25 protein-coding genes are annotated in these 24,039 nt (G+C 71.7%); 11 read left to right on the top strand and 14 right to left on the bottom strand.

Annotation, left to right across the window (positions count from 1 at the left end; translation table 11 throughout):
* Positions 1-20 precede the first annotated feature (20 nt).
* Positions 21-1,622: a PucR family transcriptional regulator gene (locus ACFVXG_RS23035; protein WP_387930202.1), complete on the top strand. Its 1,602-nt coding sequence runs from the start codon at positions 21-23 to the stop codon at positions 1,620-1,622.
* Between the two features lie 48 nt (positions 1,623-1,670).
* On the opposite strand, the gene ACFVXG_RS23030 is transcribed toward ACFVXG_RS23035, so the two are convergent.
* Positions 1,671-2,876 carry a hypothetical protein gene (locus ACFVXG_RS23030; protein ID WP_387930200.1) on the bottom strand — a complete coding sequence of 402 codons (1,206 nt, stop codon included), beginning with the start codon at positions 2,874-2,876 and terminating at the stop codon, positions 1,671-1,673.
* Positions 2,877-3,024: 148 nt separating this feature from the next.
* Between ACFVXG_RS23030 and ACFVXG_RS23025 the strand changes: the two genes are divergently transcribed.
* On the top strand, positions 3,025-3,483 hold the full coding sequence (locus ACFVXG_RS23025; protein ID WP_387930198.1) for a VOC family protein: 459 nt from the start codon (positions 3,025-3,027) through the stop codon (positions 3,481-3,483).
* A gap of 110 nt (positions 3,484-3,593) precedes the next feature.
* On the opposite strand, the gene ACFVXG_RS23020 is transcribed toward ACFVXG_RS23025, so the two are convergent.
* On the bottom strand, positions 3,594-5,222 hold the full coding sequence (locus ACFVXG_RS23020) for a hypothetical protein (protein WP_387930197.1): 1,629 nt from the start codon (positions 5,220-5,222) through the stop codon (positions 3,594-3,596).
* 329 nt (positions 5,223-5,551) lie between these two features.
* On the opposite strand from ACFVXG_RS23020, the gene ACFVXG_RS23015 reads away from it, so the two are divergent.
* The gene (locus ACFVXG_RS23015; protein ID WP_387930195.1) at positions 5,552-6,883 is read left to right on the top strand and encodes an MFS transporter; all 1,332 of its coding nucleotides are present in this window, start codon (positions 5,552-5,554) and stop codon (positions 6,881-6,883) included.
* 418 nt (positions 6,884-7,301) lie between these two features.
* Positions 7,302-7,736, top strand: coding sequence for an NUDIX hydrolase (locus tag ACFVXG_RS23010; protein WP_387930193.1), 435 nt, complete (start codon positions 7,302-7,304; stop codon positions 7,734-7,736).
* A gap of 77 nt (positions 7,737-7,813) precedes the next feature.
* Here ACFVXG_RS23010 and ACFVXG_RS23005 read toward each other — a convergent pair whose 3' ends face one another.
* The 8 genes from ACFVXG_RS23005 to ACFVXG_RS22970 all read right to left on the bottom strand — a co-directional run bounded on the left by ACFVXG_RS23005 (position 7,814) and on the right by ACFVXG_RS22970 (position 13,256).
* Entirely contained in the window at positions 7,814-8,011 is a 198-nt protein-coding gene (locus tag ACFVXG_RS23005) for a hypothetical protein (protein WP_387930191.1), read from the bottom strand.
* Positions 8,012-8,016: 5 nt separating this feature from the next.
* Entirely contained in the window at positions 8,017-8,430 is a 414-nt protein-coding gene (locus ACFVXG_RS23000; protein ID WP_387930190.1) for an NUDIX hydrolase, read from the bottom strand.
* A 282-nt stretch (positions 8,431-8,712) separates the two neighbouring features.
* The gene (locus ACFVXG_RS22995) at positions 8,713-9,276 is read right to left on the bottom strand and encodes a GNAT family N-acetyltransferase (RefSeq protein ID WP_387930188.1); all 564 of its coding nucleotides are present in this window, start codon (positions 9,274-9,276) and stop codon (positions 8,713-8,715) included.
* Between the two features lie 102 nt (positions 9,277-9,378).
* Positions 9,379-9,786: a GNAT family N-acetyltransferase gene (locus ACFVXG_RS22990; RefSeq protein WP_387930186.1), complete on the bottom strand. Its 408-nt coding sequence runs from the start codon at positions 9,784-9,786 to the stop codon at positions 9,379-9,381.
* A gap of 379 nt (positions 9,787-10,165) precedes the next feature.
* Complete coding sequence (locus tag ACFVXG_RS22985) at positions 10,166-10,933, bottom strand: WbqC family protein (RefSeq protein ID WP_387930183.1); 768 nt, start codon at positions 10,931-10,933, stop codon at positions 10,166-10,168.
* On the bottom strand, positions 10,878-11,495 hold the full coding sequence (locus ACFVXG_RS22980) for a YdcF family protein (protein WP_387930351.1): 618 nt from the start codon (positions 11,493-11,495) through the stop codon (positions 10,878-10,880). Before ACFVXG_RS22980 ends, ACFVXG_RS22985 begins: the two co-directional genes overlap by 56 nt.
* Before the next feature lie 64 nt (positions 11,496-11,559).
* Positions 11,560-12,645, bottom strand: a complete 1,086-nt coding sequence (locus ACFVXG_RS22975; protein ID WP_387930181.1) for a hypothetical protein — start codon at positions 12,643-12,645, stop codon at positions 11,560-11,562.
* Positions 12,646-12,866: 221 nt separating this feature from the next.
* Positions 12,867-13,256, bottom strand: coding sequence for a hypothetical protein (locus ACFVXG_RS22970; RefSeq protein ID WP_387930354.1), 390 nt, complete (start codon positions 13,254-13,256; stop codon positions 12,867-12,869).
* On the opposite strand from ACFVXG_RS22970, the gene ACFVXG_RS22965 reads away from it, so the two are divergent.
* The 6 genes from ACFVXG_RS22965 to ACFVXG_RS22940 all read left to right on the top strand — a co-directional run bounded on the left by ACFVXG_RS22965 (position 13,153) and on the right by ACFVXG_RS22940 (position 19,755).
* The gene (locus tag ACFVXG_RS22965) at positions 13,153-13,692 is read left to right on the top strand and encodes an ATP-binding protein (protein WP_387930350.1); all 540 of its coding nucleotides are present in this window, start codon (positions 13,153-13,155) and stop codon (positions 13,690-13,692) included. The two genes, ACFVXG_RS22970 and ACFVXG_RS22965, sit on opposite strands and share 104 nt — an antisense overlap.
* Before the next feature lie 736 nt (positions 13,693-14,428).
* Complete coding sequence (locus tag ACFVXG_RS22960) at positions 14,429-16,351, top strand: nucleotidyltransferase domain-containing protein (RefSeq protein ID WP_387930180.1); 1,923 nt, start codon at positions 14,429-14,431, stop codon at positions 16,349-16,351.
* Positions 16,348-17,478, top strand: coding sequence for a hypothetical protein (locus tag ACFVXG_RS22955; RefSeq protein ID WP_387930179.1), 1,131 nt, complete (start codon positions 16,348-16,350; stop codon positions 17,476-17,478). The genes ACFVXG_RS22960 and ACFVXG_RS22955 overlap by 4 nt, the downstream gene beginning before the upstream one ends.
* The gene (gene fabG, locus ACFVXG_RS22950; protein WP_387930177.1) at positions 17,456-18,250 is read left to right on the top strand and encodes a 3-oxoacyl-ACP reductase FabG; all 795 of its coding nucleotides are present in this window, start codon (positions 17,456-17,458) and stop codon (positions 18,248-18,250) included. The genes ACFVXG_RS22955 and fabG overlap by 23 nt, the downstream gene beginning before the upstream one ends.
* Before the next feature lie 33 nt (positions 18,251-18,283).
* A complete protein-coding gene (locus ACFVXG_RS22945; protein WP_387930176.1) occupies positions 18,284-18,715 on the top strand; it encodes an NUDIX domain-containing protein in 432 nt (143 codons plus the stop codon).
* A 152-nt stretch (positions 18,716-18,867) separates the two neighbouring features.
* Positions 18,868-19,755 (top strand): hypothetical protein, encoded by an 888-nt coding sequence (locus tag ACFVXG_RS22940; RefSeq protein WP_387930174.1) that lies wholly within the window; start codon positions 18,868-18,870, stop codon positions 19,753-19,755.
* A gap of 123 nt (positions 19,756-19,878) precedes the next feature.
* Here the strand turns inward: ACFVXG_RS22940 and ACFVXG_RS22935 are convergent, their stop codons facing one another.
* The gene (locus ACFVXG_RS22935) at positions 19,879-20,538 is read right to left on the bottom strand and encodes a Uma2 family endonuclease (RefSeq protein ID WP_387930172.1); all 660 of its coding nucleotides are present in this window, start codon (positions 20,536-20,538) and stop codon (positions 19,879-19,881) included.
* Between the two features lie 216 nt (positions 20,539-20,754).
* Between ACFVXG_RS22935 and ACFVXG_RS22930 the strand changes: the two genes are divergently transcribed.
* Positions 20,755-21,441, top strand: a complete 687-nt coding sequence (locus ACFVXG_RS22930; RefSeq protein WP_387930171.1) for a pentapeptide repeat-containing protein — start codon at positions 20,755-20,757, stop codon at positions 21,439-21,441.
* 369 nt (positions 21,442-21,810) lie between these two features.
* Here ACFVXG_RS22930 and ACFVXG_RS22925 read toward each other — a convergent pair whose 3' ends face one another.
* The 3 genes from ACFVXG_RS22925 to ACFVXG_RS22915 form a co-directional block, all read right to left on the bottom strand.
* Positions 21,811-22,593, bottom strand: a complete 783-nt coding sequence (locus ACFVXG_RS22925; protein ID WP_387930169.1) for a BTAD domain-containing putative transcriptional regulator — start codon at positions 22,591-22,593, stop codon at positions 21,811-21,813.
* Between the two features lie 39 nt (positions 22,594-22,632).
* Positions 22,633-23,286, bottom strand: coding sequence for a hypothetical protein (locus tag ACFVXG_RS22920; protein WP_387930167.1), 654 nt, complete (start codon positions 23,284-23,286; stop codon positions 22,633-22,635).
* Positions 23,287-23,483: 197 nt separating this feature from the next.
* Positions 23,484-23,969: a Uma2 family endonuclease gene (locus tag ACFVXG_RS22915; RefSeq protein ID WP_387930166.1), complete on the bottom strand. Its 486-nt coding sequence runs from the start codon at positions 23,967-23,969 to the stop codon at positions 23,484-23,486.
* Positions 23,970-24,039: the final 70 nt, after the last annotated feature.

Raw genomic sequence — 24,039 nt, 5'->3', positions numbered from 1 at the left:
GCGGATGAAGGAGGCCCGGAGTGACCACCCCCGGCCTTCCACTCCGCCAGCTGCTGATGTCGCTCGGCGAGCCCCTGGTCGAACTCCAGGCCGCCCCACTGGGCTTGGACGTCCCCGTGCGCGACGTCGCCATCCTCGACCCGGAGGACCCGCCGACCGCCTCCCCCGGCGAACTCGTCCTCGCCATCGGCGCCCGCGGCCGCGCCGCCCTGCCCGCCCTGCGCGCGGCCGGCCGGGCCGGCGCCGCCGCCGTCGCGGTCAAGCTGGACGCCCCCGGCCAGGCCGACGCCCTGCGCGAGGCCGCCACCGACGCGGGCGTCGCCCTGCTCTCGGTGCGCCGGGAGACCCGCTGGGAACACCTCGACTCGCTCGCCCGGGCGATCATCGCCGGCCCCGACGCCCCGGCCGCCCCCGGCGCCCCCGAACCCAACGCGGGCGACCTCTTCTCCCTCGCCCAGACCGTCGCCGTGCTCACCAACGGCATCGTCTCGATCGAGGACACCTCCAGCCGGGTCCTCGCCTACTCCCGCTCCTCCGACTCCGACGAGGTCGACGACCTGCGCCGGCTCTCCATCCTCGGCTGGCAGGGCCCGGAGCCGTACCTGTCCAAGCTCCGCGAGTGGGGCATCTTCCAGCACCTGCGCAGCTCGGACACCCCGATCGCGGTCGAGCCCCACCCCGAACTGGGCCTGCGCCGCCGCCTGGCGGTCGGCATCCGGGCCGGGGCGCAGCCGCTCGGCACCATCTGGGTACAGGAGGGCGCCCAGCCGCTGGCCGCGCACGCCGAACAGGCCCTGGTCGGCGCCGCCCGGGTCGCGGCCGCCCAACTGGTGCGCCGCCGTCGCGAGTTGTCCGCGGACGTCCGGCTCACCCAGACCCTGCTGACCGGACTGCTGGAGGGCTCCACCGGCCCCCAGTCACTGGCCACCCACCTCGGCCTGGACCTGCGCCGCCCGGCCACCGTGCTCGCCTACGGCGCCCACACCACCGAGGCGCTGCACCGCTCCGACGTCACCGGCCTGATCTCGGTGCACACCGCCGCCCGGCACCGCGCCGCCCTGCTCGCCCCGATCGAGTCCCGGGTCTACGTGCTGCTGCCCGAACTGCCGCCCGGCCTGCCGATGACCACCGTGCGCGGCTGGGCCGCCGAGGTGGTCGCCGCCGCCCGGGAGCACCTCGGCGTCCCGCTGCGCGCCGCGATCGGCTCGACCGTCGAGGGCCTGTCCCAGGTGCCGGACTCCCGGGCCCAGGCCGACCGCATCCTGGACGCGATGGGCCGCGGCGGGGTGGACCTCGACGTCGCGGCGCTGATCGACGTCCAGGCCGAGGTGCTGGTCAGCGAGGTGCTGGCGCTGCTCCAGGACCGCACCGGCCTGCGCGACCCGCGGCTCACCGCGCTGACCGAGTACGACCGCCGGCACGGCACCCGGCTCGCCGAGTCGGTGCTCGCCTGGCTGGACGCGCTCGGCGAGGTCCGGGTCGCCGCCGACGCCCTGCACATCCACCCCAACACCCTGCGCTACCGGGTGCGCCGCGCCGAGCAGTTGACCGGCGTCGACCTCGCCCAGCCGCAGCAACGGCTGCTGGCGATGCTGCAACTGCGGCTGCCCGCGGACGACTAGGGCCGGGGCCCGTCTTCGGACTCTCAGGCGGGAACCCGTCCTCAGCCGCTAGGACCCGACCCGCGCGGCCCGCCACTGCTCCCAGGCCGCCAGCCACAGCTGCTCCACCAGCCGGTGCTCCTCCCAGCCGCCCGCCCCGGCACTCCCCGGCCGCTCCCGCCACAGCTGCTCCCAGGCCCGCTGCGCCGACAGGCTCGCCACCTCGCTGGCGAACACCGTGTACCGGATCGCCTCCTCGACCGCCGCCTCCCCCTCCGGCGTGCCGACCAGCCAATGGGTCTGCTGGGAGAGCCGGTTGAGGTGGTTGACCATCGAGGTCACCGCCGCCGCGGCCTCCTCCCGGGTCTCCGTGGCGAGCCGCATCTGCTGGCGCACCGCCGCCTCCCAGCGCACCGCACAGACGTCCCCGCGCAGCCCGCGCGGCAGCCTCGGCGTCCGCCCGACCCGCACCTGCGCCTCGATCGCGGCGGCCTCCGCGATGCTCTGGGAGATCAGCTCCCGGTGTGCCTCCAGGCCCACCGCGGGCGGCAGTTCACGCTCCTCGACCGGCACGTAGCGGGCCCGCCGGGAGGCCAGGTCGCGCAGCAGCTCGGTACGTCCGCGCAGGTAGCACTCGAAGTCCCCGATCCCGCCGAGCTCCACCCCGCCGGGGGGCAGCCCGCGCCCGCACACCGTGACGGCCTGCCCGTCGACCCGCAGCCGCCCGGCCCACACCGGCCCGGCCACGCCGGCCGGGGCGCTCCCGCCGCTCCCGCTCCCGCCGGCCGGGGCGCCGGTCAGCCCGCCGGGCACCGGCCAGTCCTCGTGCACCTCCACCGCGCAGGGCTCGCCGTTCACGGTGATCCACTCGCGCAGCGCCCGCACCCGGCCCGGCCCGTCGCCCTCGTCGACGCCCAACTGCTCGTAGACGCGGTCCCGTTCGTCCTCGACCACGTCCTCCAGCTCGGGCAGCACCTCACAGCCGTCGGCCCCCGGCCGGTAGGTGCGCACGGTCACGTACGGTCCGGCCGCGGTCGTCCAGTCGCCGCACTGCACCTCGACCCAGCGCAGCTCGCCGCCGCAGGTCTCGAAGGCCGCGAGCGCCTCGCCCCGGCCCGCCGGCCCGGCCACCCCGTACACCGGGAAGTCCACCGCGGCGAGGGTCCGGCGGGAGAACTCCTCCTGGTCGGCGAAACGATCCTGCCTGTCCGGCCGCTCCGGCCCCGACCGCTCGACGCTCCCCTTCCGGGGCCTTCCGCCGCTCTCCCGCGCCATCCTCCGCCGCACCCCCGAGTCCTCGCGCCCGCACCGCTGACGCCACCTTACGTGCCCGGAGCTGCCGGGTCATCAGCTCCACTGCCGTACGGGGGCAGTGGCCGTGTCCATCGGCCAGGATGTCAGCCGCCCTCCCTACGCTGGCGGCATGACAGCACAGAACGACGCAGCCCAGCCCGCCTTCCCCGCCCGGATCAGCATCGTCACCCTCGGCGTCGCCGACCTCGACCGCAGCGCCCGCTTCTACCAGGACCTCGGCTGGAAGCGCTCCTCCGCCTCCAGCCCCGAGATCGTCTGGTTCCGCACCGCCGACTCGGTGCTGGGCCTCTTCCCCTCCGAGGAGCTGGCCGCCGACGCGGGCGTGCCCGCGACCGGCGAGCCCTCCTTCCGCGGCGTCACCCTCGCAGTGAACCTGGAGTCCCCCGCGCTGGTGGACGCCGCGCTGCTCACCGCGGTCGAGGCCGGCGCCGTGGTGGTCAAGCCGCCGGTCCCGACCAGCTGGGGCGGCTACTCCGGCTACTTCGAGGACCCGGACGGGCACCTGTGGGAGCTGGCCCACAACCCGTTCTTCCCCTTCACCGAGGACGGCTCGCTGGACCTCCCGTAGCCCGCGCGGGCCTCAGCGCCCCTGCCGTCCTCAGCCCTTGCCCTCCTCAGCCCCTGCCGTCCTCAGCCCTTGCCCTCCTCAGCCCCTGACGCCCCCGGCCCTCGCGGCCCTCAGCCCTTCGACCGCGCCTTGAAGGCCGCCTTGCGCGCCTCCTTGGCCAGCGTCCGGTCCGTGTGCAGCTCGCCGATCGCCTCCAGGACGTCCGCCGTGTACGGGTGGTCGACCCGCCACAGCTCGCCGAACCACGACGCCGGATCGCCCTTCACCGGCAGGTCGGCGATCAGCTCGCGCAGCAGCGCCGCGTCGCCGCCGCTGTCCAGCAGCTGGGCGGCGAAGGTGTCGACCACCGTCCACAGCGCCATCGTCCGGTCCGGCACCGGCACGTCCGACGCACCCAGCGCCGACAGCCAGGCCCGGGCCGCGCCGCCCAGCTCCGGGTCGTCCAGCACCTCCCGGACGGCCGGCTCGGCGCCCGCCCCCAGCAGGTTGAGCGCCGAGACGCACAGCATCCGGCGCAGCGGCCCGTACGCGTCGTCGCCGCGCGCCGCCGCCAGCAGCTCGCGCGCCGCCGGCTCCGGCTCCCGGCCGGCCGTCCAGACCCGCAGCTCCTCCTCCGGCAGCACATTGGCCGCCTCGCACACCCCGCGCAGCAGGTCGGCCGCGTCCCCCTGGGCCAGCTCGCCGACCAGCGGCGCGTCGTAGCCGTCCTCCAGCAGCCACTGCCGGATGCCGTACTGGCCGAGCGGGGTGAGCCGGACCAGCCCGAAGCGGGCCGACTCCTCCTCGTCCAGCGGCTCCTCGCCGACGACGGCGGGCTCCTCGCCCTCCTCCTCGTCGAACAGCTCCGGGTCGATCGGCCGGTACTCCAGCAGGCCCAGCTCGGCGAGGTCGCCCAGCATCGGGTCCAGGGCGACCATCACATCGGTGATGTCGCCCAGCAGCTCCTCGCTCGGCTCCTCGCCCTCCGGCACCACCAGCAGCGCGGCCAGCACGCCCAGCGGGACGGTCTCGTTGCCCGGCTCGGCGAAGGCGGTGGTCTCGTACAGCACCTGCAGCGCCTCGTCGAGCAGCTCGGCGGCGGCGTCCCGGGCCTCCTCGACCTCGCTCAGGGCGTCCTCGTCCTCCTCGTCCGCCCCCTCGGCCCGCTCCTCCCCGTCCTCGCCGGCTTCCTCCTCCGGCAGCGAGTCCGCCTCCACCGCCAGCTCCCGGACGATCCCGGCGGCCGTCAGCCACAGCTCCAGGACGGTCTCCGCGTCCCCCTGCTCAGCGGGCTCCAGGTCCGGGCCCGGCACGGCGACGTGCTCGCCGTCCTTGGTCGTGCCCAGCTCCACCAGGTCCAGGTCGCAGGCCAGCGACCAGGCCCGCAGCGCCTCGACCTCGGCCTCCTCGGGCACCTCGCCCTCGGCCGGGGCCAGCCCGAGCAGCCGGGCGACCGGCGCCCGGTCCTCCTCGACCAGGTCGCCGAACTCGTCCACCACCCGGTGCGGGGCCGCCCAGCGGGCCAGCGCCAGCGCGTAGCCGAACATCGGCACGGCCTTCGCCTGCTCGGCCAGCTCCGTCTCGGACGGCAGCTTCACCGGCGGTACCAGGACCGCCGCGTCGTCCAGGTCCTCGTCGTCCAGACCGTGCGCGGCGAACGCCCCGTAGAGGTCCTGGAGCTCCAGGTCCGCGGGCAGGACCGCCTCGGCCGCGCCCTCTCCGGCCGAAGCCCCCGCGTTCTTCCGACGTCGTCCGGCCATCGTCGTGTGCTCTCCCTCAGCCAGCGGTCAGCTCGAACAGCTCCGCGTGTCGATCTACCACCTCAGCGTATAGGCCGGGCACCCCCGATGCCCGGCCTCACGGGGCGCGCACAGGGGCGCGCGCCGCTTCCGTGCGCCCACCCCTTATCCTTCGCATTGGCACCGCGCACAACCCCGCGCGGGCCATCGGGCAACGAAGCCCCCCTTCTCTCAGCTCACCCGCTCCACCAGGGAGCCCCGCACCGCGGCCACCACCACAGCGCCTCAGGACGGGCGCGCCGGCACACCCCGCCGACCCCGGTGGTGCCCGGCCACAGGAGACCCCTGCCATGGCGGACCTCTCCCCCGCCGGCTCCGTGCTGCGCACCGCGCAGCTCGACGGACGCCGACTGTCGGAGGCCCTGCTCCCCCTGGAGCTCGCGCCCCGCGCCCAGCTCCAGCTCGCCGCGATCAGCCGCTGGAACGCGTTGCGCGGCATACGCGTCGGCCTGGTCGCCAGCGCCCTGCTGTTCATGCTCATCGGTGCCAACCTGGCGACGCCGATCTACCCGATGATCCAGCAGCGCCTCGGCCTCGGCCCGCTCGACACCACGATCCTCTTCACGATCTACGTCTTCGCGCTGGTCCCCGTACTGGCCGTGGTCGGCCACTGGTCCGACCACCTCGGCCGGCGCGCCCTGATCCTGCCCGCCGTGGTCCTGGCCGCCGCTGGCGACGTGGTGTTCGCCACCTCCGGCAGCTTCTGGCAGCTCGCCCTCGGCCGCGCCGTCCAGGGCATCGCCGTCGGCCTGTCCACCGGCGCCGCCGGAGCCGCCCTCGGCGACCTGCTGCCCGACCACCCGACGCTGGCCGCCAAGCTCACCCTGGCCTGTTCCGCGGGCGGCGTCGCCCTCGGCCCGATCGTCGGCGCCCTGCTGTCCGGCGGCTCCGACCCGCTGCTGACGCCCTTCCTGCTGCACGCCGTCGCCCTGCTCGCGCTCTGCGTGCCGCTGGCCGTGGTCCACCCCCGGATGCCCGGCCGCAACCGCCCGCCCGCGTCGCCGCCGCGCATCACCACCCCGGCCCACCTGCGCCCCCAGCGCCTGCGGCTGCCCCGCACCGGGCGCCGCGAGTTCCTGCTCGCCGCCTCGGCCGGCTTCATCTCCTACGCCGTCTTCGGCGTCTACCTCAGCCTGGCCCCCGCCTTCTCCGCCAAGCTGCTGCACACCCCCTCGCACCTCACCGGCGCGATCGTGGCCGCCCTGCTGCTCGGCTCCTCCGCGATCGCCCAGCTGCTCGTCCCGCCGACCTCCGACCGTACGGTCATCGCCCTCGGCATGACCGGCCTCGCCGCCGGCCTCGGCCTCGTCGTCGCCGCCGGGTACACCGGCACCCCCGCCCTGCTCTTCATCGGCAGCGTCCTCGGCGGCGCCTGCCAGGGCGTGGCCTTCCGCTCCCTGTTCACCACCGCCGTCGCCGCGATGAACCCGGAACGCCGGGGCTCCGAGCTCTCCGCCCTCTGGATCATCGTCTACCTCGGCAGCTCCGCCCCCATCATCGCCGTCGGCGCCCTGGTCAAGAGCTACGGCCTCCTCCCCGCCATCAGCGGCTTCGCCACCGTCGCCGCCCTCCTCTGCACCGCCCTGGCCCTCGCCGTCGCCCGCAAGCCGCGCCCGGCCTGACGCCCGCACCCACGCACAACCACCGCTGCCCGGGACTTCCCCTTCGGAAGCCCCGGGCAGCGGCGTTTCCCCCACCAGCTAAACACCCGCGCATCATCCGCTTCGTCGAACAAGTTCACCGCCGTTCCCCACCGTCCACCCCCCACCCGCCTGCCGGCGGGTGCCCGCCCCCGGCCCGGGCGTGCCGCCCTGCCGGAAGCCAGTGAGGGCCCGGAGGCCACCGAGCTGCCCGAAGGGGTGGTCCCGCCCTGGTACGGGTTGACGCTCATCTACCGGCCGGACGAGCTCGGCGGGCTGCCGAGCGCGCACACGCCCAGACGATCAAGCTCCCGGCCTGGCATCGTGAGCAGGATCTGCGACTGGCCGAACAGTACGTCCGCGCGGCCATCAAGATCAGCGACCATCACAAGGAGCTGCCGTGACCGTCACCTCCCCCGAGTTCGCCGCCAGCCTGGCGGCCGAGGCCGAAACCGCCGGAATCACCGGCTTCGTCGCCGCCGCCGTGATCAACCACGACGGCCGCATCCTGCTCGTACGCCGCAACCCCGACGACTACCTGGGCGGCCTGTGGGAGATCCCCTCCGGAACGGTCGAGCCCGGGGAGACCATCCTGGACGCCCTCCATCGGGAGACCGCCGAGGAGACCGGCCTCATCATCGACCAGGTCACCGGCTACATCGGGCACTTCGACTACAAGAACAGCCGAGGCGGCACCACCCGCCAGTTCAACTTCGCCGTCACAGTCGAGAAGACCGAACCGGTTGTCCTCACCGAGCACGACGCCCACCAGTGGGCCCTCCCCAGTGACTTGCCTGAGGTGAGCGACGCGGTTCGCGAGCTGATCACACGCTGAGGTGCACGAGGGTGGCGGGGCCCCTCGGATTCCCCGAGGGGCCCCGCCACTCCACGGTCGAGACGACCTGCTGCGGCTCAGAAAGTTACTGCCGATGCGCTGCTGAGCTCCTGCCCGGCCTGGTCCAACTCCAGCGACAGCTCTACGGCAATCTTCGTATCGCTCACGGCGAGCCCGATGACGAATGCGGGGCCGTCCTCCCGACCGGGCGGAGCGCCGACGGCCCGCCGCTGGCCACCCTCGCCGACCAACTCGGCGACCCCGACGCCGTCCACCTCGGTCAGGCAACGAGCACAATGTCCAGGTATGCCTGCACCGGCTCGAAGAGCCCGTACGGCACGTACTCGGGGATCTCGGCGAGGGCCACCCACGCAAGGGCGTCCAGTTCGTCCGTGTCCACCACCTCGGCGGTGCCGCCGACGACCTCGCAGGCCGTGTACGACATCAGCCGACCGGTCTTCGGATGCACCCGCTCACCCAGGAAACTGACGACGGCCACAGCCAGTCCGGTCTCCTCTGCGGTCTCGCGCACGGCCGCCTCCTCCGGCGACTCACCGGCCTCGACCTCACCGGCCGGGAACTGCCAGGAGAGCTGACCCTCACTGACCCGTCGCCTCACCATCAGGACGCGGCCTTCGTGGACCACGATCGCAGCGGCAATGCCCGGGCGTTCCTCCGCAGTCTGCCGTGTCACGTCTGTTCCTCCAGAGCGAGATGGATGGATGGATGAGAAGACCGTAGCGATTCGATGAAAGCAGGGCACCGAGTTCCGAGGGACCCACTCACATCACGTCGAGTTCGCCGCAGCCCGGAGCACGCATGGCGATTCCGGCGAGGCCCACGGAGCGCGACCGTATGGCCGCGCGGCAAGGTCATCCACGATTCCCGGCCGACGCCTGTCGGCGCCCGCGAAGGCTCCGCCCGCGCAGCCCAGTGGCCGCGCCAGCCGGGCAGACCGGGCGTCGGCCGCGTCGCCTCACGCACTACCAGGCGCCACCGCCCCAGGGTTCAGCGAAATCGGGCGGATCATCGCGGTCAGCCGGGGCGAGTCCGGAGAGGGCTGTTGCGCGTTGAACGCCAGGTAGCCCCAGGTCTCGTAGAGCCGCTGGACCTTGCCGTCCCCGGCGAGCGGGTTGACCAGGAGGGTGACACGGCCCTCAACTCGGCAACGCAGCAGGTCGTCGTGGATTCGGCGGGCGGCACCCGTGCCCCGCCATGGGATCCGGACACCGATCTCCTTGATGGCCAGAGCCGGGGTCTCCGTGTAGCCGTCCGGAAGGGGCTCGGCCATGCGCTCCCAGTACCGGTCACCCGCCTCAATCGTGTTGCCGTAGGCGTAGCCGACCGGTACTTCGTCGTCGTAGCCCAGGACGAGCCCGAAGCCGGGCTCGGCGGCATGCCGGTCGAGGCGTTCGGCGAACACGGCGACGCGGTAGTTCGGCAGGTGCAGCAGCGGGGCCCGCACGTCGGCGTACACATCCAGCAGGTCCCGCCGGGCCTCGGGGGGCAGGGTGCTGTGGTGGCGGAGTTCGACAGTCACCCGGTGGTCCTCCAAGTGTTGTGGGCGTACGCCGTCCAGGTGCGGTCCGGGCCGCTGCCGGTGGCCTCCACGCCATGTCGCTGCGCGGATCGTCCTCGTGGCCTATGTCAGAAGAGACGTGATCGCCGAGGGGCCGGGGAACTCGTCAGCGAGGGCATCCATGATCAGCTCGTCGCAGACCTGGCCGAGCCAGTACCCGGCTTGACGGAGGCTGCCGACAGCACGGAACCCGGCCTTCTCGTAGGCGCGGACGGCTGCCGCGTTGGGGGCGAGGACCTTGAGCCAGATCATCCACAGGTTGGTGATGTGGAAGCCGTAGTCGAGGACGAGCCGGGTCGCGGCGGTGCCCAGGCCTTTCCCTCGTGACTCCGGGGCGAGCATGATCACGTACTCGGCGGTGCGCACGGCCGGATCGGGCAGCAGCGTGACGACGCCGACCGGGACGGGCGCCTCTCCGGCGAGGTCGTAGACGATGAAGCGGATGTTGTCGCCGCGCAGTTGGGCGGCCATTGCCTTCGGTGCGGGCCTCCAACGATTCGGGTCGCTGGCGGCCGTAGCCGACGAGGAGGGCCGGGTCCTGTTCCCAGCGCCAGTACGTCTCGACCAGATCTGCGCGGTAGGGGCCGAGGCCGCAGGTGTTGTCACGGACCCAGATGATCGGGTCAGGGCTGGTGGCGATGGCAGGCTCCAAGGGCTAGGACGGGCGTGGAGGCGGACAGGGTCGGCGGCGACTCCGTGGCACCAGGTAATGCCGAGGCGGCGAGCAGCCAGTAGCAGCACGGCAGCGGTGACGGGACTCGTTACGCCAGGGGGTCAGGGCGGTGGTGAGCGTGCGCAGGCAGGTCGGCTGCGGGTGGAGCGGACATTGCCGAGGACGCTCCATACTTCCTCAGCCTCGGCGCAGGAGTTCGGCCAGTCGCTGCGGCCCGTAAGCGGTGAGCGCGGCGACCGCGCTCGTTCGGGACGCGCCGTTCCAGAGGCTGCCGTTCTGGACAGTGAAGGGCCGAAGCTCGATGGCGGCGCGGTCGAACACCGCAGGCTCGATGTAGCGCATTCCGCCCGTTCCGCACAGATAGGTGTCGGCGCCGACCGCCGAGCAAAGGTCTACGAGGCGTTGGGAGCGGCCAGTACTTGCTTCCAGATCGCTGCTGACCACCACCCGGCCAGTCCAGCCGACCATCGACAGGAGGAGAAGTGTCGACTCCTGCGCCACGGTCCCGGTCCGGTCGGTACGTTCGAAAAGGTCGAGGAGTCGATCCAGCCGTTCCTTGAACACAGCCCAGTACGGTGTGGTCCGATAGTGCTCGCGCAGCAGGTCCGCGGTTCGGCGGCGGCTGCGCACCGGTTCGGCCATCCTGGCGTCCCGGATCAGGGTCGCGCGCCCCGCCGGAAGGCGAGTGGGGATGCTCAGCCAACGGCTCGGCCCCGGTGCGCCTACGGTCGGTGCGAGGAGGGCGCGGTGCTGGTAGTCGCGGCGGGCGAACTGCACGTCGTCCAGGACGATCCACACGTCCGCGGTGAACAGCTTGGCGAGAGTAGACAGGCGGGGAAACAGATTCGGCTGATGGACGGCACACACCAGTCCATCGGTTGATGCGATGTCAGGTGAGCAACTTGCTGTCGAATCCGTCGGCCAGAAGCCGCTGATACGCGTCACGAATGTTCTCCGGAACGTCCTGGGCAACAGCGAACCCGAGCCCCGGGTACTCGATCACCCGTTGGAGGTCTCCCACGAGGCCGTCGATCACAAGAGCGTCGTCGCCGATCGTCTTCACATAGTCGTTCAGGTTCATCGGGGTCGAGGCACACACCGCTTCGACCTGCGGCCACACCTGGCGGCACGTGGCGTACGCTCGGCGCTCCATGTACGGCATGCTCACCAGCAGCACCGAACGCACGTCGAGGCCGGCAGCCTCCAGAACCTCCCGGGAGAACTGGATGTTCTGCCCGGTGTTGCGGGCCCGCGGCTCCTGGAGGATCGCGTGACCGGGCACGCCGAGCGCCAGGGCATGCTCGGTGAAGTGCACGGCCTCCCCGCGGGGGAAGTGATCCGGCCGGGAGGGGTTCGGCCCGCCGGTGAACACGATCCTGGACACCAGACCGTCCAGGTACAATGCGGCCGTCACGGCGGCGACCCCGAGGTCGTGGCAGCCCAGGCCGATCGCCACATCACACGGTTGCCGCCGGTGCCCCATCTGGTGGTACTCCCAGATCAGCATGGCGTCCGCCCACTGCCGGTCGGTGATCTCGCGCTGCCGAGTGTCCGCCACGTCGTTCTCCCGCTCACTGGAGGCACGGTTTCCGCTGGAACCCGGCCCGGATGCCTTGGATGCTCCTCTGCTGGTGGGTCATACCGTACTTGGCCGCCAAGGCCTCGGCCCGGTCCAGCAGGACGAGCCCCTCACCGGCCGTCGCACGATCGCTGAGCAGGATGTGGCCGTGGGCAGTGGTCAGACGAACGTCATGCATCGGAACCGAGCCGGTCGCGTTCGACCCCGCGATCTCGATCTGCCGTACCGCCTCCCCAAGGTTCCCCGTACCCCGGTGCGCAAGCGCGAGTTTCTGGTGCGCTGTCGCCCAGTCCTCCACCTCCCCGAGGTTCTCGAACGCCTGGATCGCCGACTCCGTGATGCCGATGGCCTGCTCGTGCCGCCCTCGTTTGTCCAACGCGGTGCCAACCCAAAGGGCCGCCCTCGCCCGGTCCCGCGGGCTGAGACGGACATCGCCGGCCAATTCCGAGTACCGGGCCGCCGCCTCACCGAGCTTCCCCGACATTTCCGTGACCACAGCCAACGATAGATCCAACTGCGCGGTCCGCCTCGGAATATCAAGCTGGGTGAACAACGATCGCGCCTGGCTGTACGACGTCGAAGCCGACAACGGACCGAGCAGCACCCCTTGGTCGCGGCGCAGATCACCCACGAGCGCGCTCGAACGGGCCAACAGATAGAGACCTCGCTCGTCGAGCTCCCGCACGGCCCAGCGCGATCGCCAACGTTCCAGCAGGCTTCCGGCGAACGCGAAGTCCTGCCGAGCCGCAGCAAGGACCGCCCGCTCGATATCCTCCGCCCACGATTCGTACTCCCATGCCCGAGGTCCTGCCTGCATCTCCGCATGCATCGGAGTACCGGTCTGCTGCGCTACGAGCGTTTCGAAGCGTATCCGAGCCCCGGGATCGCACTGCCGCAGCACGGTGTCAAAGATCGCCTGGGTGTCCGGCCGGGGCCGGGTGCCCACCCCCAGCCTCTCCCAGTTCGTCACCGCCCGCACCGACATGCCGAGAAGTGCGGCGAACTCCCGCACGGACTTGCGGCATGCCACCCGCAGAGCCTTCGCTTCGAGCCCGGTCCACACGATCACTGCTGTCATCGCCACCTCCTGCTCCGGGAGTCATGGAAGCACCAGAGGCAGTGACGGTGCACCAGAACTGCCACGGAACTGCCACGGAACGCGATTCCGTGAAGCCCCGGGCTCAGGCAGTCTCGAAGCAGGCAACCTCAGCGACTGGAAGGAAGCGGATGCTGACTGAGCAACTCCCCGTCCCACAGCCTGTGGCGGTCGGACTCCTGCGTGGAGCCGTCGCTGCGGAACTACCTCGTCGGCGGGCGTTGGCCGGGGTCCTCGGCGACTTCTGTCTGCGGCGGGAGCTTCGTCTCGCCGAGGTGATTCTGGATGACGACACCGAGCCCGACGCCCTTCTCACCCGCATCGAGGAGCGGGCTCACCTGTACGCCGTGGTCGTGCCCACGATCGCGCACCTCGGCAGCCACGCGGACGCCGACCGTCGGCTCAGGTACCTCGCCGACGCCGACATACGACTCCTCGTCGCACGAGGCCCCAGGACCTTTTCCCGACCCCGAGCGAGTGAGGCGGCTCATGGAACCACGAACCGTCACGATGAGGTTCCCGGCCGACCGGGCGAGTATCAGCTCCGTCCGCCACTGGGCGCAGCGCGTGATAGAGGAACTCGGCTTGGGCAATGAGGAGTTGATATCCCTTACAGGTGATGTGAAGGTCGTGCTGTCCGAGCTCGCCACCAATGGGGTCGTCCACGGTTGCGAGGGCGGACGGCCAGATGTGACGCTGGATGCGGCGCTGGGACTCACCGAGAACGGTGCGCTGCGGGTGTGCATCAGCGACCCCGGGGCCGGGCTGCCCGAAATGCGGGCTGTGGACCGGGAAGCCGTGGGCGGGCGCGGGCTCGCGCTCGTCCTCGCGCTGACGGACCGGTTCGGCGTCGACTCCCCCGCCAGAGGCGGGAAGTCGGTGTGGGCGGAGTTCGACCTGCTCTCCCCGGCCCGGGCCGCGTCGGCCACCACGGTCACTGCGGCCGCCGCGCGGGCGGACCGGCGCCGACGGACGGTGCCAGCACCGCCACAGGACCCGGTGGCCCTGGAACGAATACCGGCGGCGTGACCGCCTGACCACTGAGCCCCGGCCTGCGGCCGGGCTCCACAGCACCCGCCCGACGAGAGCGGGCCGCGGGAGAGCGTCGGACCGCCGCTCCGACAGGTGCAGCCCTCACTGCAGACCGGCCCCGCGTATTCACCCAGACGCCGATCCGGCCGAACGAACCGGTCTGTTCTCGACTTGGCCCCCGACACACAGAGCCGGACCTCCCCTTAGGCCGCCCCCTTCACGACCCGCCGACCCCGGACGAAAACCGGCACCTGCGTGACCACCGTGCCGATCGGCCTCCTCGTCGGCCGCACCGTCGCTCCTGCTCCAGCAGCACGTCGAGGCGGGGGCCACGAGCCACCCCGATTCCTCCGCATCGGGGGCGGACACGTCGCCACCCGTCTACCCCCAGTACCCCGCCTCGACAGGCATCGCACACCGGCCCGAGGCGGGACCGGCGGCTCCGGGTGAACCCCCGCAGCCGGAGCCGCCCACCTTCGCCGGCCTCGGCGACCCGCCGGGCCGGAAACCCGTCACGCCGAAGGGAGATTCGCCGTGCCGCAAACCGCCGCTCCGATCTTGGAGGCTCCCCAGCCTCCGCCGCCCCCGCCGCCTCCGCCCCCGGCCCCGCCGGTCCCGCAGCCGCCGTACCCGGGCCGGTAGCCCGATCCGGCTCTCGGCCGGGCGCCCTCGTGGCGTCCGGCCGAGGGCCGCCAACCGCCCCACAGACATTGCGCAGCCCTCGGAGGAAATCGTGTCCATCTCCCTTGAGCACGACCCCACGCCTTCCCAGCCCGTGACGATCGCGATCAGCGGTCCCGACAACGTCGGCAAGACCAAGCAGATCGGCATTCTGGCTCGCCGCCTCGGCCCCGCCGCCCACGCCACCGGACGGCTGGACGACTACGACCCGCGCTGGGACGCCATCAAGGCGAGGGGCATGAGCGCCTGGTGGTTCGAGCTCGGCCCGATCGAAGAGGTCGCCGACGTCCTCGCCAGCTCCTACCTGGAGCGCTCCCGCAGGCCTGCCGCCGCGCCCGTGCGGCTGATGGACCGGGGCATGCCGATGCTGGAAGCCTCGCTGGCCGCCACCGTCGCGGTGCGCGAGCGTCTCAGCCCCGACGAGGCTGCCGACCGGGCCCGCAAGCTGCTCGACGCCTACGCCTCCGACGTGCGAGCCGCCGAGGCCGCCGAGCACGGCACCGTGCTCCTGCACGACGATGACTCGGTGATCGGCACCTCCCGTAGCCTCTCCCACGAGCGACACGTCACCCCGACCTACGCGGACTACCAGCGACACCTCCACCTGCAGATGCACCGGCTCATCGCCGAGGGCAGGTGGGCGGAGACCATCGTGGTCGGCGAGCGCCGGGTCATGGCCGTCCAGGACGAGATCCGCCAGCGCTTACACCCGGTCGCCCCGCTCGTGCCGCCCCGCGCCCTGCCCGGGGTGCGGGTGATCGCGCTCGGTGGCATGTCGGAGAGTGGCAAGAGCACGGCGGGCGAGTACCTGCGGGTCAGGCACGGGTACGCCCGCCTCAAGATCGGCTACCTGATCGAGGACGCCGCCCAGCGCGCCGGCACCGCCGACCCGTATGAGCTCCCGGCTGTGGTGCGGGCCGAGCTGCTGGTCGACGGCCTCGACCGCTACTGCGCGGCCCACCACTTCCTCGACCACGTCACCATCGAGTCGCTGCACGACCAGGACGCGACCGCCGAGCTGCGGCGGATGCTCGGCGAGCAGCTGACCGTCGTGTACGTCGACGCGACGCCGGAGGTCCGTGCTGAACGCGGCACCGCTGGGCCTGAGGACGTGGTCGAGCGCGACGCCGTCAAGGCCCGCCGTGGCGCAGCCGGGATTGCCTCGCTCGCGCAGGAGGTCATCGACAACAACCACACCCGCCTGCATCTGGAGCGCCGCCTCGACGGGATCGCCCTGGCCCGCCGGTGGCCGCTGCGCAGGCCGGCCACCACGCCGGTGAACACGCTGGGCCTGCCCGTCCACCTGGAGTCCTACCTGTCCGAGCTGCTCGACCGCACCACCGTCCAGACACCGCCCGTCATCGACCTCCTCGCCGTGACCGGCAGCGGAGCCCGCGGCAAGTACCAGCATGGGTGGTCCGACCTGGACGTCTTCGTCGTCGCCGAGCAGGACGGCCTCCCCAGGCTCCGGCAGGCCCTCGCCGAACTCGAAGCCGAACTCGGAGGCGTCAAGCTCGGCCTGACCGTGCTGACCCAGGACGAGTGCCGCACCGGGGCGGTCACCTCCCGCCTGCTGCACGTCCTCATGCTGATCGGCTCCGGCTCCCTCGTGCCGCTGTGGTGCCGCCCCGGCCTGGCCCTCCCTGCCCCGGACGCGGCCGGCGACGTGGCGGCCAGCGTCGAGGCCGGCGTGCAGGCCGCCTTCGAGATCCGCCGCCAGATCCTCAAGGGAGCGCCCGACCTCCGCGCCCTGTTCAAGATCACCGCCCTGCTGGCCAAGGTGATGCTGCGCTTCGAGGGCACCGAGCGTGCCTCGGACGACGATGCGCTGGGTGTCTTCCTCGACCGCGAGCCCGCTATCGACGCCGACCTGCGTCGCCAGGCCCGCGAGGACCGCGAGAAGGCGGTGGAGCTGGCCAACATCGTGCTGGGCCACTGGCTGGCCACCATCGCTCTGCCGACGAGCCGCGTATGAACGGCCCCGCCGCCTCTGTCCCAGCCTTCCGCAAGATCCTCGCCCCCGCCGCAGCGGAGGCCGAGGTCCAGGGCTGGCAGGCCACCGCCCGCACGCTGCCGGTGCCCCAACTACTGGGCCACAGCCGGGCAGGCGGCAAGCACGTCGTGAGCTACGAGGACGTGTTCGCCGCCGGCCGCTGCACCATGCTGCTCGGCGACGTCATCGCCACCGCCGACCGGCACCCGAGCGCCCTGCCTAGGGTCACCGCGCTGATCGACGCCGTCTGCGACAGCCTGCTCGCCGCCGTCGCCGACAGCGGAAGTACCGCGCCGCTCTCGGACTGCGTGCCCGGCCTCTACCTGGACCGTATCCGCCCCGGCGGGCGGATCGACACCTGGTACCTGTCCGGCAGCCTCACCGTCCCTGCCCCACGCACCGACCAGCGGCTGCCCGTGCATGCCCTCACCGGTCACATCCTCGTCGTCAACGGCGTCCCGATGCGCCTCGACCTGCCCGCCATCATCTGGGAAGCCCGCGAAGCGCTCTGCTCCGTCCGTACCTGGGTCACTGCGCTCACCCAGGGCGACCCGACCGAACCGAACATCGCCGACCCGCTGTGCTGGCTCGACTTCCAGTACGCCGGCCGCAACACGGTCGCCGGGGAAATCACCATCCTCCTCTGGTACTTGCTCGGCATGGGCGGCTGGCTCGTACCGACCTACCAGCCTGACGTGTACGCCCGCACCCTCCCGCTGCACCTGCCGCCGGTCAGCACCCCGCACCTCGAACACGTCGACCACGACGAGCGCCACCGCCGCCTGGAAGTCCGCTACACCTGGGCGGTCGGCGCCGGGCGCCGGGCCGCAATCGATCGCCTGCTGAAGCGCGTTCGCGCCGACCTCGCGCCCGCCGCCGGACTGGCCCCGGACCGCTTCCTCGCCCAGATCCGCCACTTCCTCACACTGCGGATCCTTGGCGTCATCCCGCCCGGCCGCCTCACCGGCTACGACCTCCTCCTGCTCCTGGCCAAGCTCGCCGAGACCCAGCAGCCCGAGACCGTCTGCGAGACCTTCACCCGCACCCAGCCCGCGCCGGCCACCGGCCCCGACGATCGGACCGACGATGACCACACCCACGCCGCTTGAACTGCCCATCGCCGCCCTGCCGCTCCAAGGTCGGGTCGCGCTGGTCACCGGCGGAGCCACCGGGATCGGCGCCGCGATCGGCCGAGCCCTGGCCGCCGCCGGAGCTGCCGTCGCCATCAACCACCTCGCGCAGATCCGCCAGGCTCGCACCGTGCTCGCCGACGTGCGGCGCGAGGGCCGCAGCGGCATTGAGGTCAGCGCCGACCTGACTGACCCGAACGCCGTAGCCGCGCTGGTCAGTCAGGTCGAGTCCGAACTCGGGCCGGTCGACGTCCTCGTCAACAACGCGGGCGCCTACCCGCGCATCCCGTGGGACAGGCTCGGCGAGGACGACTGGGCGCTCGCCATCGAGTCCAACCTGACCATCCACTACCGCACTTGCCGGGCCATCACCCCGGGCATGACCGAGCGCCGATGGGGCCGGATCGTCAACATCGGCAGCGTCAACGCCCGCGCCGGCCGCCCCCGACTCACCGCCTACAGCACCGCCAAGGCCGGACTCCTCGGCCTCACCAGGTCGCTGGCCAGGGAACTTGGACCGGCCGGGATCTGCGTGAACACTGTCGTACCCGGGGCCATCCAGGTCGAGGCGGAGAACGACCTGCCCGCCCACCACCGAGCCCGACCCGAGGACCAAATCCGCCGCCAGTGCGTCCAGCGCCGAGGACGCCCCGAGGACGTCGCCGCCGCGGTCGCCTTCCTCGTCGGCCCCAGCGCGTCCTTCATCACCGGCCAGTCGTTGCATGTTGACGGCGGCTGGCTCCTCCACTGACCGCCCGTCCCACCGAACAGGAAGCAGGCCACCATGCAGCACCGCGTCCGCGCCGTCCTCCTCACCCCGAACGACACCATGCTGCTGATCAAGCGCATCCGCCCCGGCATCGACCCGTACTGGGTGATCGTCGGTGGCAAGATCGAACCGACCGACGCCAGCCCTGAGGAGGCCCTGCTGCGCGAGGTCCGCGAGGAGATCGCGGGCGAGGCCCAGGTCGTCAGCCACCTCCACACCATCGAAACCGGCACCGACCACGAGGACTTCTACCTCGCCGCCATCGAGAAGTGGAGCTTCGCGGACCGGACCGGCCCCGAGTTCAGCCAGGAAGGCCGAGGCGAGTACCTCCTGGAGGAGATCCCCCTCACCACCGAGGCCCTCGACGCAATCGACCTCCTACCCCAGGAGATCGCCACGGTCCTCCGGGAAGCGATCGAACGCGGGGACCTCCTCGCCGCCAGGTAGCCGCAGACCGGCAGCCAAGCGAGCGCACTGAATGCCACAAGTGCATGATGCTACGTCAAATGCCGTGGTACGTTCCGTGATCTAACCGAAAACAGGTGACCCCGGCAGCGCGCCAACGCTCCGGGGTCCGGCAACAGGAGCGACAACTCCCGATGCGGATCCATCGTAGCGCCCACGTGCGCAACTTCACCGTGCTGCCCAACGCCCTGCTCCAGTACCGGCGGCTGAGCTACACCGCCCGAGGCCTGCTCGCGGACCTCCTCTCCCGCCCCGACGGCTGGCGCGAGGACGGACGGCGCATGGCCGACACCAGCCCCCAGGGGCGTGGCGCCGTCCGCAAGGCATTGAAGGAGCTGACCGAGGCCGGGTACTACCGGGTCGAGAAGATCCGCATGCCCGACGGCACGATCATCACCGAGACCCACGTCTACGACACCCCACACCTCACGGCGCCGCCGAGTACCACCCGTCCGGCGCCCGGTGAGGCGGCAACCGGCCCTGCTGGCAGCCCTGTTGTAAAGGACCGGCAGCAAGAACCCTCCCTCCCCACGAGCCCGGCTGACGAAAGCAACCGGGGAGGAGAGGAGGAACCACCGGAGATCCGCGAGGCGGTCGCCACGCTGTTCCGGGTGATCCACCCCGAGCCCCGGCTGCGCCTGGGCGAGGCCGAAGCCGCCGAACTCGCGCCCCTCGTCGCACAGTGGCTGCAACGCGGCGCGGCCCCTGCCGACCTCGCCCAGGCCCTGCTGCCGGGCCTGCCCACCCCGGTGCACTCGGCGGTCGCCGTGCTCCGCTACCGCCTGGAGCACAAGATGCCGCCCGCCCAACCCGTTGCACAGCCACCGGCCCGGTACGCCGAGTGCGTCAAGTGCCACGACCCCGTGCCCCGACCCGGCATCTGCCGCCCGTGCGCCGGCTTGACCACCCGAACCCCCACGGCCCGCGAGGGCGCGGACGTGGCCGCCGCAGGTGCCGCCCGAGTCCGAACTGCCCTGCGCTCTGCGGTAACCGGCTGTCGGCCTGCACAGAGCGCCGCCTGAGACACGCTTGCCCAACGAAGCAGGTCACCCGCGGGTGTTCACCCAACGCCGGGCAGAGGAACCGCGGAAAGGCCGCTGCCCGGAACTCCTCACGGAGCCCCGGGCAGTAGCGCGTTCCCGTGCCTAGGAACTCCAGGGCTTCCAGGCGTCGGTGACGATCTCGACATCGAACGGTTCCGGGAGTCGAACGGACTCCCCGAACTTCCACTCACCCAAGGACTCGTACGTTCCCTCGGCCTTGTTCGGCTCGCCGAACAAGGTGACGCCGGGCTGACGCGGATCACGGTCGACCAGCAAGTAGTACGGCACCCCTGTCCGCGCGTACCCGCTCCACTTGGTGGGCTTGACCTGGCGACCGAACATGGGCCGACGGTCGTGACGGGCGTTGGACGATGAGGTCACCTCGACCACCAGCGCCAGATCGTGCGGGTGCAGGTGCAGGACGTCTTCAGCGCGCTTCTCCGCGTCGATGTCCTTCTGCACGACGACCATGTCGGGGACGTAGCCGTCCCCGATCTCGATAAGGTCCAGGTTGATGGCCTGTACGACCCGCCACTGGAAGTCGTCATCCGTGAACCACGCACGCTCGAAGCCCCGATGGATATCCGAAAGGATTCCCCCGTGGGCGTATACCGGCGCCGGCGACACGATGATCTCCCCTCCGACCACCTCGACTCGCGTGCCATCGTCCGGTAGCCGGAGGTATTCCTCCAGCTCTCCCCGGACCCACATGGCGTACGGCGAGTCAGGCAGAAGCAACTGCGCAAACGCAATCACCGACATGACTTCGCTCCCTCCGAGGTCGCGGCACCAGCCTGGCCGCCCGGTCGCAGATATACCACTGCCGCGCAAATCCTTCCTCCTAAGGAGCGGTTTGCGCGGCAACAGATTGACGCTCGACGTAGCCCAGGCAGTGACCATCGAATGAACCCCGCCATGATCACCTCAGCCACCAACCACTGCGGAGCCGGCCCGGCCCTCGAGAGAACAGAGCCCCTCATGGACAGCCTCACCTTCGGCCGTGTCACCGTAACCCTGCCCCACCTCAACGAGCCCGGTCTGTACCTGTCCAACGTCACCACCCTGGACTCCGCCCGGGGCATGGTCCAGGACTTCCAGTACGGCGACGCCGAGCTGCGGGCCCTGGACCTCGCCGAGACCCGCCTCATCACCGGCCGCATCTCCAACGTGCGGGCCGACCGCGTGCAACTCGACCAAGTCCGCCTCGACTCCGTCGAGTTCGACAGCTGCGACCTCGCCGCCGCCCGCATCACCGACAGCAAGCTCTCCCGCGTCGTCTTCCGCAACTGCAAGATCATGGGCGCCGGGCTCAACGGCGTGACCCTGGACAACGTCCTCTTCGACAACTGCAAGCTCGACTACACGACCTTCGAGCAGATCCGCGCCACCGGCCCGGTCGCCTTCTCCAAGTGCGGGCTCACCGAGGCGTCGTTCACCGGCTGCGACCTCGGCGGCGCGGTCCTCGACACCTGCGTCCTGCGACTGACCGAGTTCGGCCGGGGCAAGTACCAGGGCCTTGACCTGCGACACAACGACCTCACCACGCTGAGAGGCGTCGCCAACCTCGGCAAGGTCCTCATCGACCGCACCCAGCAGGCCGAACTCGCCGAAGCCCTGGTCGCCGAGCTGGACGTGACCTTCGCCGACACCCTCGACGACCGGTGAGCCACGCCTGGGAGGAACCCGCGTGACTCTCGCCATCGCCCACACCGATACCGCCGCCCTCACCGCCAGGTGCGACAGCACCGGCATCCGCACCGCCCGCGGCGAGCCCGAGTACGAAAACGGGGCCGTCCTCCCAGCCGGCTCCTGGCAGCCCCTCACTGCCACGAAGGCCCTCACCACCACCCCGAATTACCAGGACGGCCGCCGTATAGGCCTGCACATCGACAACTGGGACAGGCTCCGGCCGGGGGCGGGCACCCGCCGGCAGGCGGGTGGGGGGTGGACGGTGGGGAACGGCGGTAGAACTACCCAACAAAGCAGACCACGCGCGGGTGTTCACCCGACGACGGGCGAAGCGGGGCCCGGGCCCTAGCGGGCCCGGGCGACCAGGCTCCACAGGTGGGACGGGGCGGGGAGGCCGAGTTCGGTGCGCAGGCGGCGTTCGTAGCGGGCGACGTCCTGGAGGGCGTCGCCGGGGTTGCCCTCGGCGAGGTGGGCGCGGATGAGGCACGCCTGGCTGCTCTCGCGCAGCGGGTCGGCGCGGACGGCGGCGCCGGCCGCGGCCACCGCTTCCGGGAACCGGTCGGCTCCGACGAACGCGCGGGCCAGGGCCTCCAGGGCGTGCACCCGCAGGCGCCGCCAGTTGTCGGCCTCCAGCAGCGCCCAATCCTCGTACCAGCCCGGCAGCAGGTCCGCCGAGAGGTCCTCCACCGCGGCCAGCCCGAAGGCGTCCCGGCCCGGCGCCGCACCGGGGGCCAGGATCCGGCGGGCCAGCGACCGGGCGTCGCGCAGGTCCACGACAACGCCGTCGGCCAGTCTCAGCTCGGCCGGGCCGATCTCCAGCGCCGCACGGCCCGCCGCCGGCAGGCGGGACAGCGCCGAGCGCAGGCTGGCCAGCGCGCAGCGCTCCGTGACGTCCGGCCACAGCGTCCCGGCGACCAGCCCGCGCGGCACGTTCCCGTTGCAGCACAGCGCGACGAACGCGAGTAATCGCTCCGCCCCCGCGGACACGGTCACCGGCCCGCCGCCCGCCGAGAGGGCGAAGCCGCCGAGCAGACCCAGCCGAACGCCCGCGCCACTCCCCTGCGGGCGCCGATCGCCGCAGGCCATCGAACCACCCACTCTTCGCGTACGGACGAGCCTCTCCTCCATGCTGCTCCGCATGCCGCACGCTGTCGACCTCAGCCGAACTCAGTCGAAGTTGACGCAGTACCCGACCGGGATCGACGCCGTGACCCGGCCGGAGGTCAGGTCGATCGCCCGCGCGGTGGCGTTCTTCGTCCCGCAGTTGAACGGGTTGCCGGTGACCTCGCCGAAGCTGCCGCCCGCGAACCCGGCGTTCCGCACCGCCGTCACGGTCTGCGACCACTCCACGGTGCCGGTCGAGTTCAGGATGATCTGCACCCGCACCCGGCCGTCGACGTTGAAGTGGTCACCGTTGAACTTCAGTCGGCCGTTCGAGTCGTCGGCCCAGATCCGCACCGCCAGCCGCCGATCGTCGGCCTGCCCGTTGTCGAAGCGCGTCTGCGAGCGGGTCTCCGGCGTCACGCAGACGGTGTCGCCGACCCAGGCCTCGCGCCAGACGAAGCCCTGGACGCAGAAGCCGTCCGGCTGGGTCCGGAAGGGCACCTGGCTGTTGTCAAACGCCGCCTGGGACCGGATGTCCGGGGTCACGCAGACGTGGTCCCCCGGCCGGGCGTCCCGCCAGACGAAGCCCTGGCGGCAGGTGTCCGGGCCGAAGTCCTGGGCGTGCGCCGTGGTCACGCCCAGCGCGCCGCCGCCGAGGGCCAGGACCGCGGCCACAGCCGTGCTCGCCCCGGCCCGCAGGATCCGTCGAGTGCTCATCGTCCGCACCTCCTCGAAGAACCTGCGCCCAGCCTGCGCCGCCCCCCGTCACACCGCTGTGACGGGGGCCGACTGAACACCGGAACGCCAACACCTCGTACGTCCCCGTTCCTCAGCCCGCTGGATGCGATCCAGCGGGCTGAGCAGCGCCGGCGAGGGCTGGGGCGGGCAAGTCCCGGGCAGGGGCGTTCCCATGCCTAGGAGCTCCAGGGCTTCCAGGCATCGGTGACGATCTCGACCTCGAACGGTTCGGGGAGTCGAACGGACTCCCCGAACTTCCACTCACCCAAGGACTCGTACGTTCCCTCGGCCTTGTTGGGCTCGCCGAACAACGTGACGCCGGGCTGACGCGGATCACGATCGACCAGCAAGTAGTACGGCACCCCTGTCCGCGCGTACCCGCTCCACTTGGTGGGCTTGACCTGGCGACCGAACATGGGCCGACGGTCGTGACGGGCGTTGGACGATGAGGTCACCTCGACCACCAGCGCCAGATCGCGCGGGTGCAGGTGCAGGACGTCTTCAGCGCGCTTCTCCGCGTCGATGTCCTTCTGCACGCCGACCATATCGGGGACGTAGCCGTCGCGGCACCAGCCTGGCCGCCCGCTCGCAGATGTACCACTACCGCACAACCGCTTCCTCCGAAGGAGCGGTTTGTGTGGCAGCAGATTGACACGCAACATCCCTCAGGCAGCGACCACCGAAGGAACCCGCCATGACAAGCTCAGCCCACCAGCCGCACCCCGTCCAGGT

This window comes from Kitasatospora sp. NPDC058162, assembly GCF_042884005.1.
Lineage (GTDB): Bacteria > Actinomycetota > Actinomycetes > Streptomycetales > Streptomycetaceae > Kitasatospora.
Note: the sequence above shows the minus strand (reverse complement) of the source record. Positions and strands in the feature narration are given on the sequence as shown.

What these genes read in the sequence shown, in the direction of transcription:
- ACFVXG_RS23030 (WP_387930200.1), bottom strand. Translation starts at nt 2,876, where the DNA reads ATGGCGCGGGAGAGCGGCGGAAGGCCCCGGAAGGGGAGCGTCGAGCGG.
- ACFVXG_RS23025 (WP_387930198.1), top strand. Translation starts at nt 3,025, where the DNA reads ATGACAGCACAGAACGACGCAGCCCAGCCCGCCTTCCCCGCCCGGATC.
- ACFVXG_RS23020 (WP_387930197.1), bottom strand. Translation starts at nt 5,222, where the DNA reads ATGGCCGGACGACGTCGGAAGAACGCGGGGGCTTCGGCCGGAGAGGGC.
- ACFVXG_RS23015 (WP_387930195.1), top strand. Translation starts at nt 5,552, where the DNA reads ATGGCGGACCTCTCCCCCGCCGGCTCCGTGCTGCGCACCGCGCAGCTC.
- ACFVXG_RS22990 (WP_387930186.1), bottom strand. Translation starts at nt 9,786, where the DNA reads ATGGCCGCCCAACTGCGCGGCGACAACATCCGCTTCATCGTCTACGAC.
- ACFVXG_RS22980 (WP_387930351.1), bottom strand. Translation starts at nt 11,495, where the DNA reads ATGCTGATCTGGGAGTACCACCAGATGGGGCACCGGCGGCAACCGTGT.
- ACFVXG_RS22975 (WP_387930181.1), bottom strand. Translation starts at nt 12,645, where the DNA reads ATGACAGCAGTGATCGTGTGGACCGGGCTCGAAGCGAAGGCTCTGCGG.
- ACFVXG_RS22965 (WP_387930350.1), top strand. Translation starts at nt 13,153, where the DNA reads ATGGAACCACGAACCGTCACGATGAGGTTCCCGGCCGACCGGGCGAGT.
- ACFVXG_RS22955 (WP_387930179.1), top strand. Translation starts at nt 16,348, where the DNA reads ATGAACGGCCCCGCCGCCTCTGTCCCAGCCTTCCGCAAGATCCTCGCC.
- fabG (WP_387930177.1), top strand. Translation starts at nt 17,456, where the DNA reads ATGACCACACCCACGCCGCTTGAACTGCCCATCGCCGCCCTGCCGCTC.
- ACFVXG_RS22945 (WP_387930176.1), top strand. Translation starts at nt 18,284, where the DNA reads ATGCAGCACCGCGTCCGCGCCGTCCTCCTCACCCCGAACGACACCATG.
- ACFVXG_RS22940 (WP_387930174.1), top strand. Translation starts at nt 18,868, where the DNA reads ATGCGGATCCATCGTAGCGCCCACGTGCGCAACTTCACCGTGCTGCCC.
- ACFVXG_RS22935 (WP_387930172.1), bottom strand. Translation starts at nt 20,538, where the DNA reads ATGTCGGTGATTGCGTTTGCGCAGTTGCTTCTGCCTGACTCGCCGTAC.
- ACFVXG_RS22930 (WP_387930171.1), top strand. Translation starts at nt 20,755, where the DNA reads ATGGACAGCCTCACCTTCGGCCGTGTCACCGTAACCCTGCCCCACCTC.
- ACFVXG_RS22925 (WP_387930169.1), bottom strand. Translation starts at nt 22,593, where the DNA reads ATGGAGGAGAGGCTCGTCCGTACGCGAAGAGTGGGTGGTTCGATGGCC.
- ACFVXG_RS22920 (WP_387930167.1), bottom strand. Translation starts at nt 23,286, where the DNA reads ATGAGCACTCGACGGATCCTGCGGGCCGGGGCGAGCACGGCTGTGGCC.
- ACFVXG_RS22915 (WP_387930166.1), bottom strand. Translation starts at nt 23,969, where the DNA reads ATGTTGCGTGTCAATCTGCTGCCACACAAACCGCTCCTTCGGAGGAAG.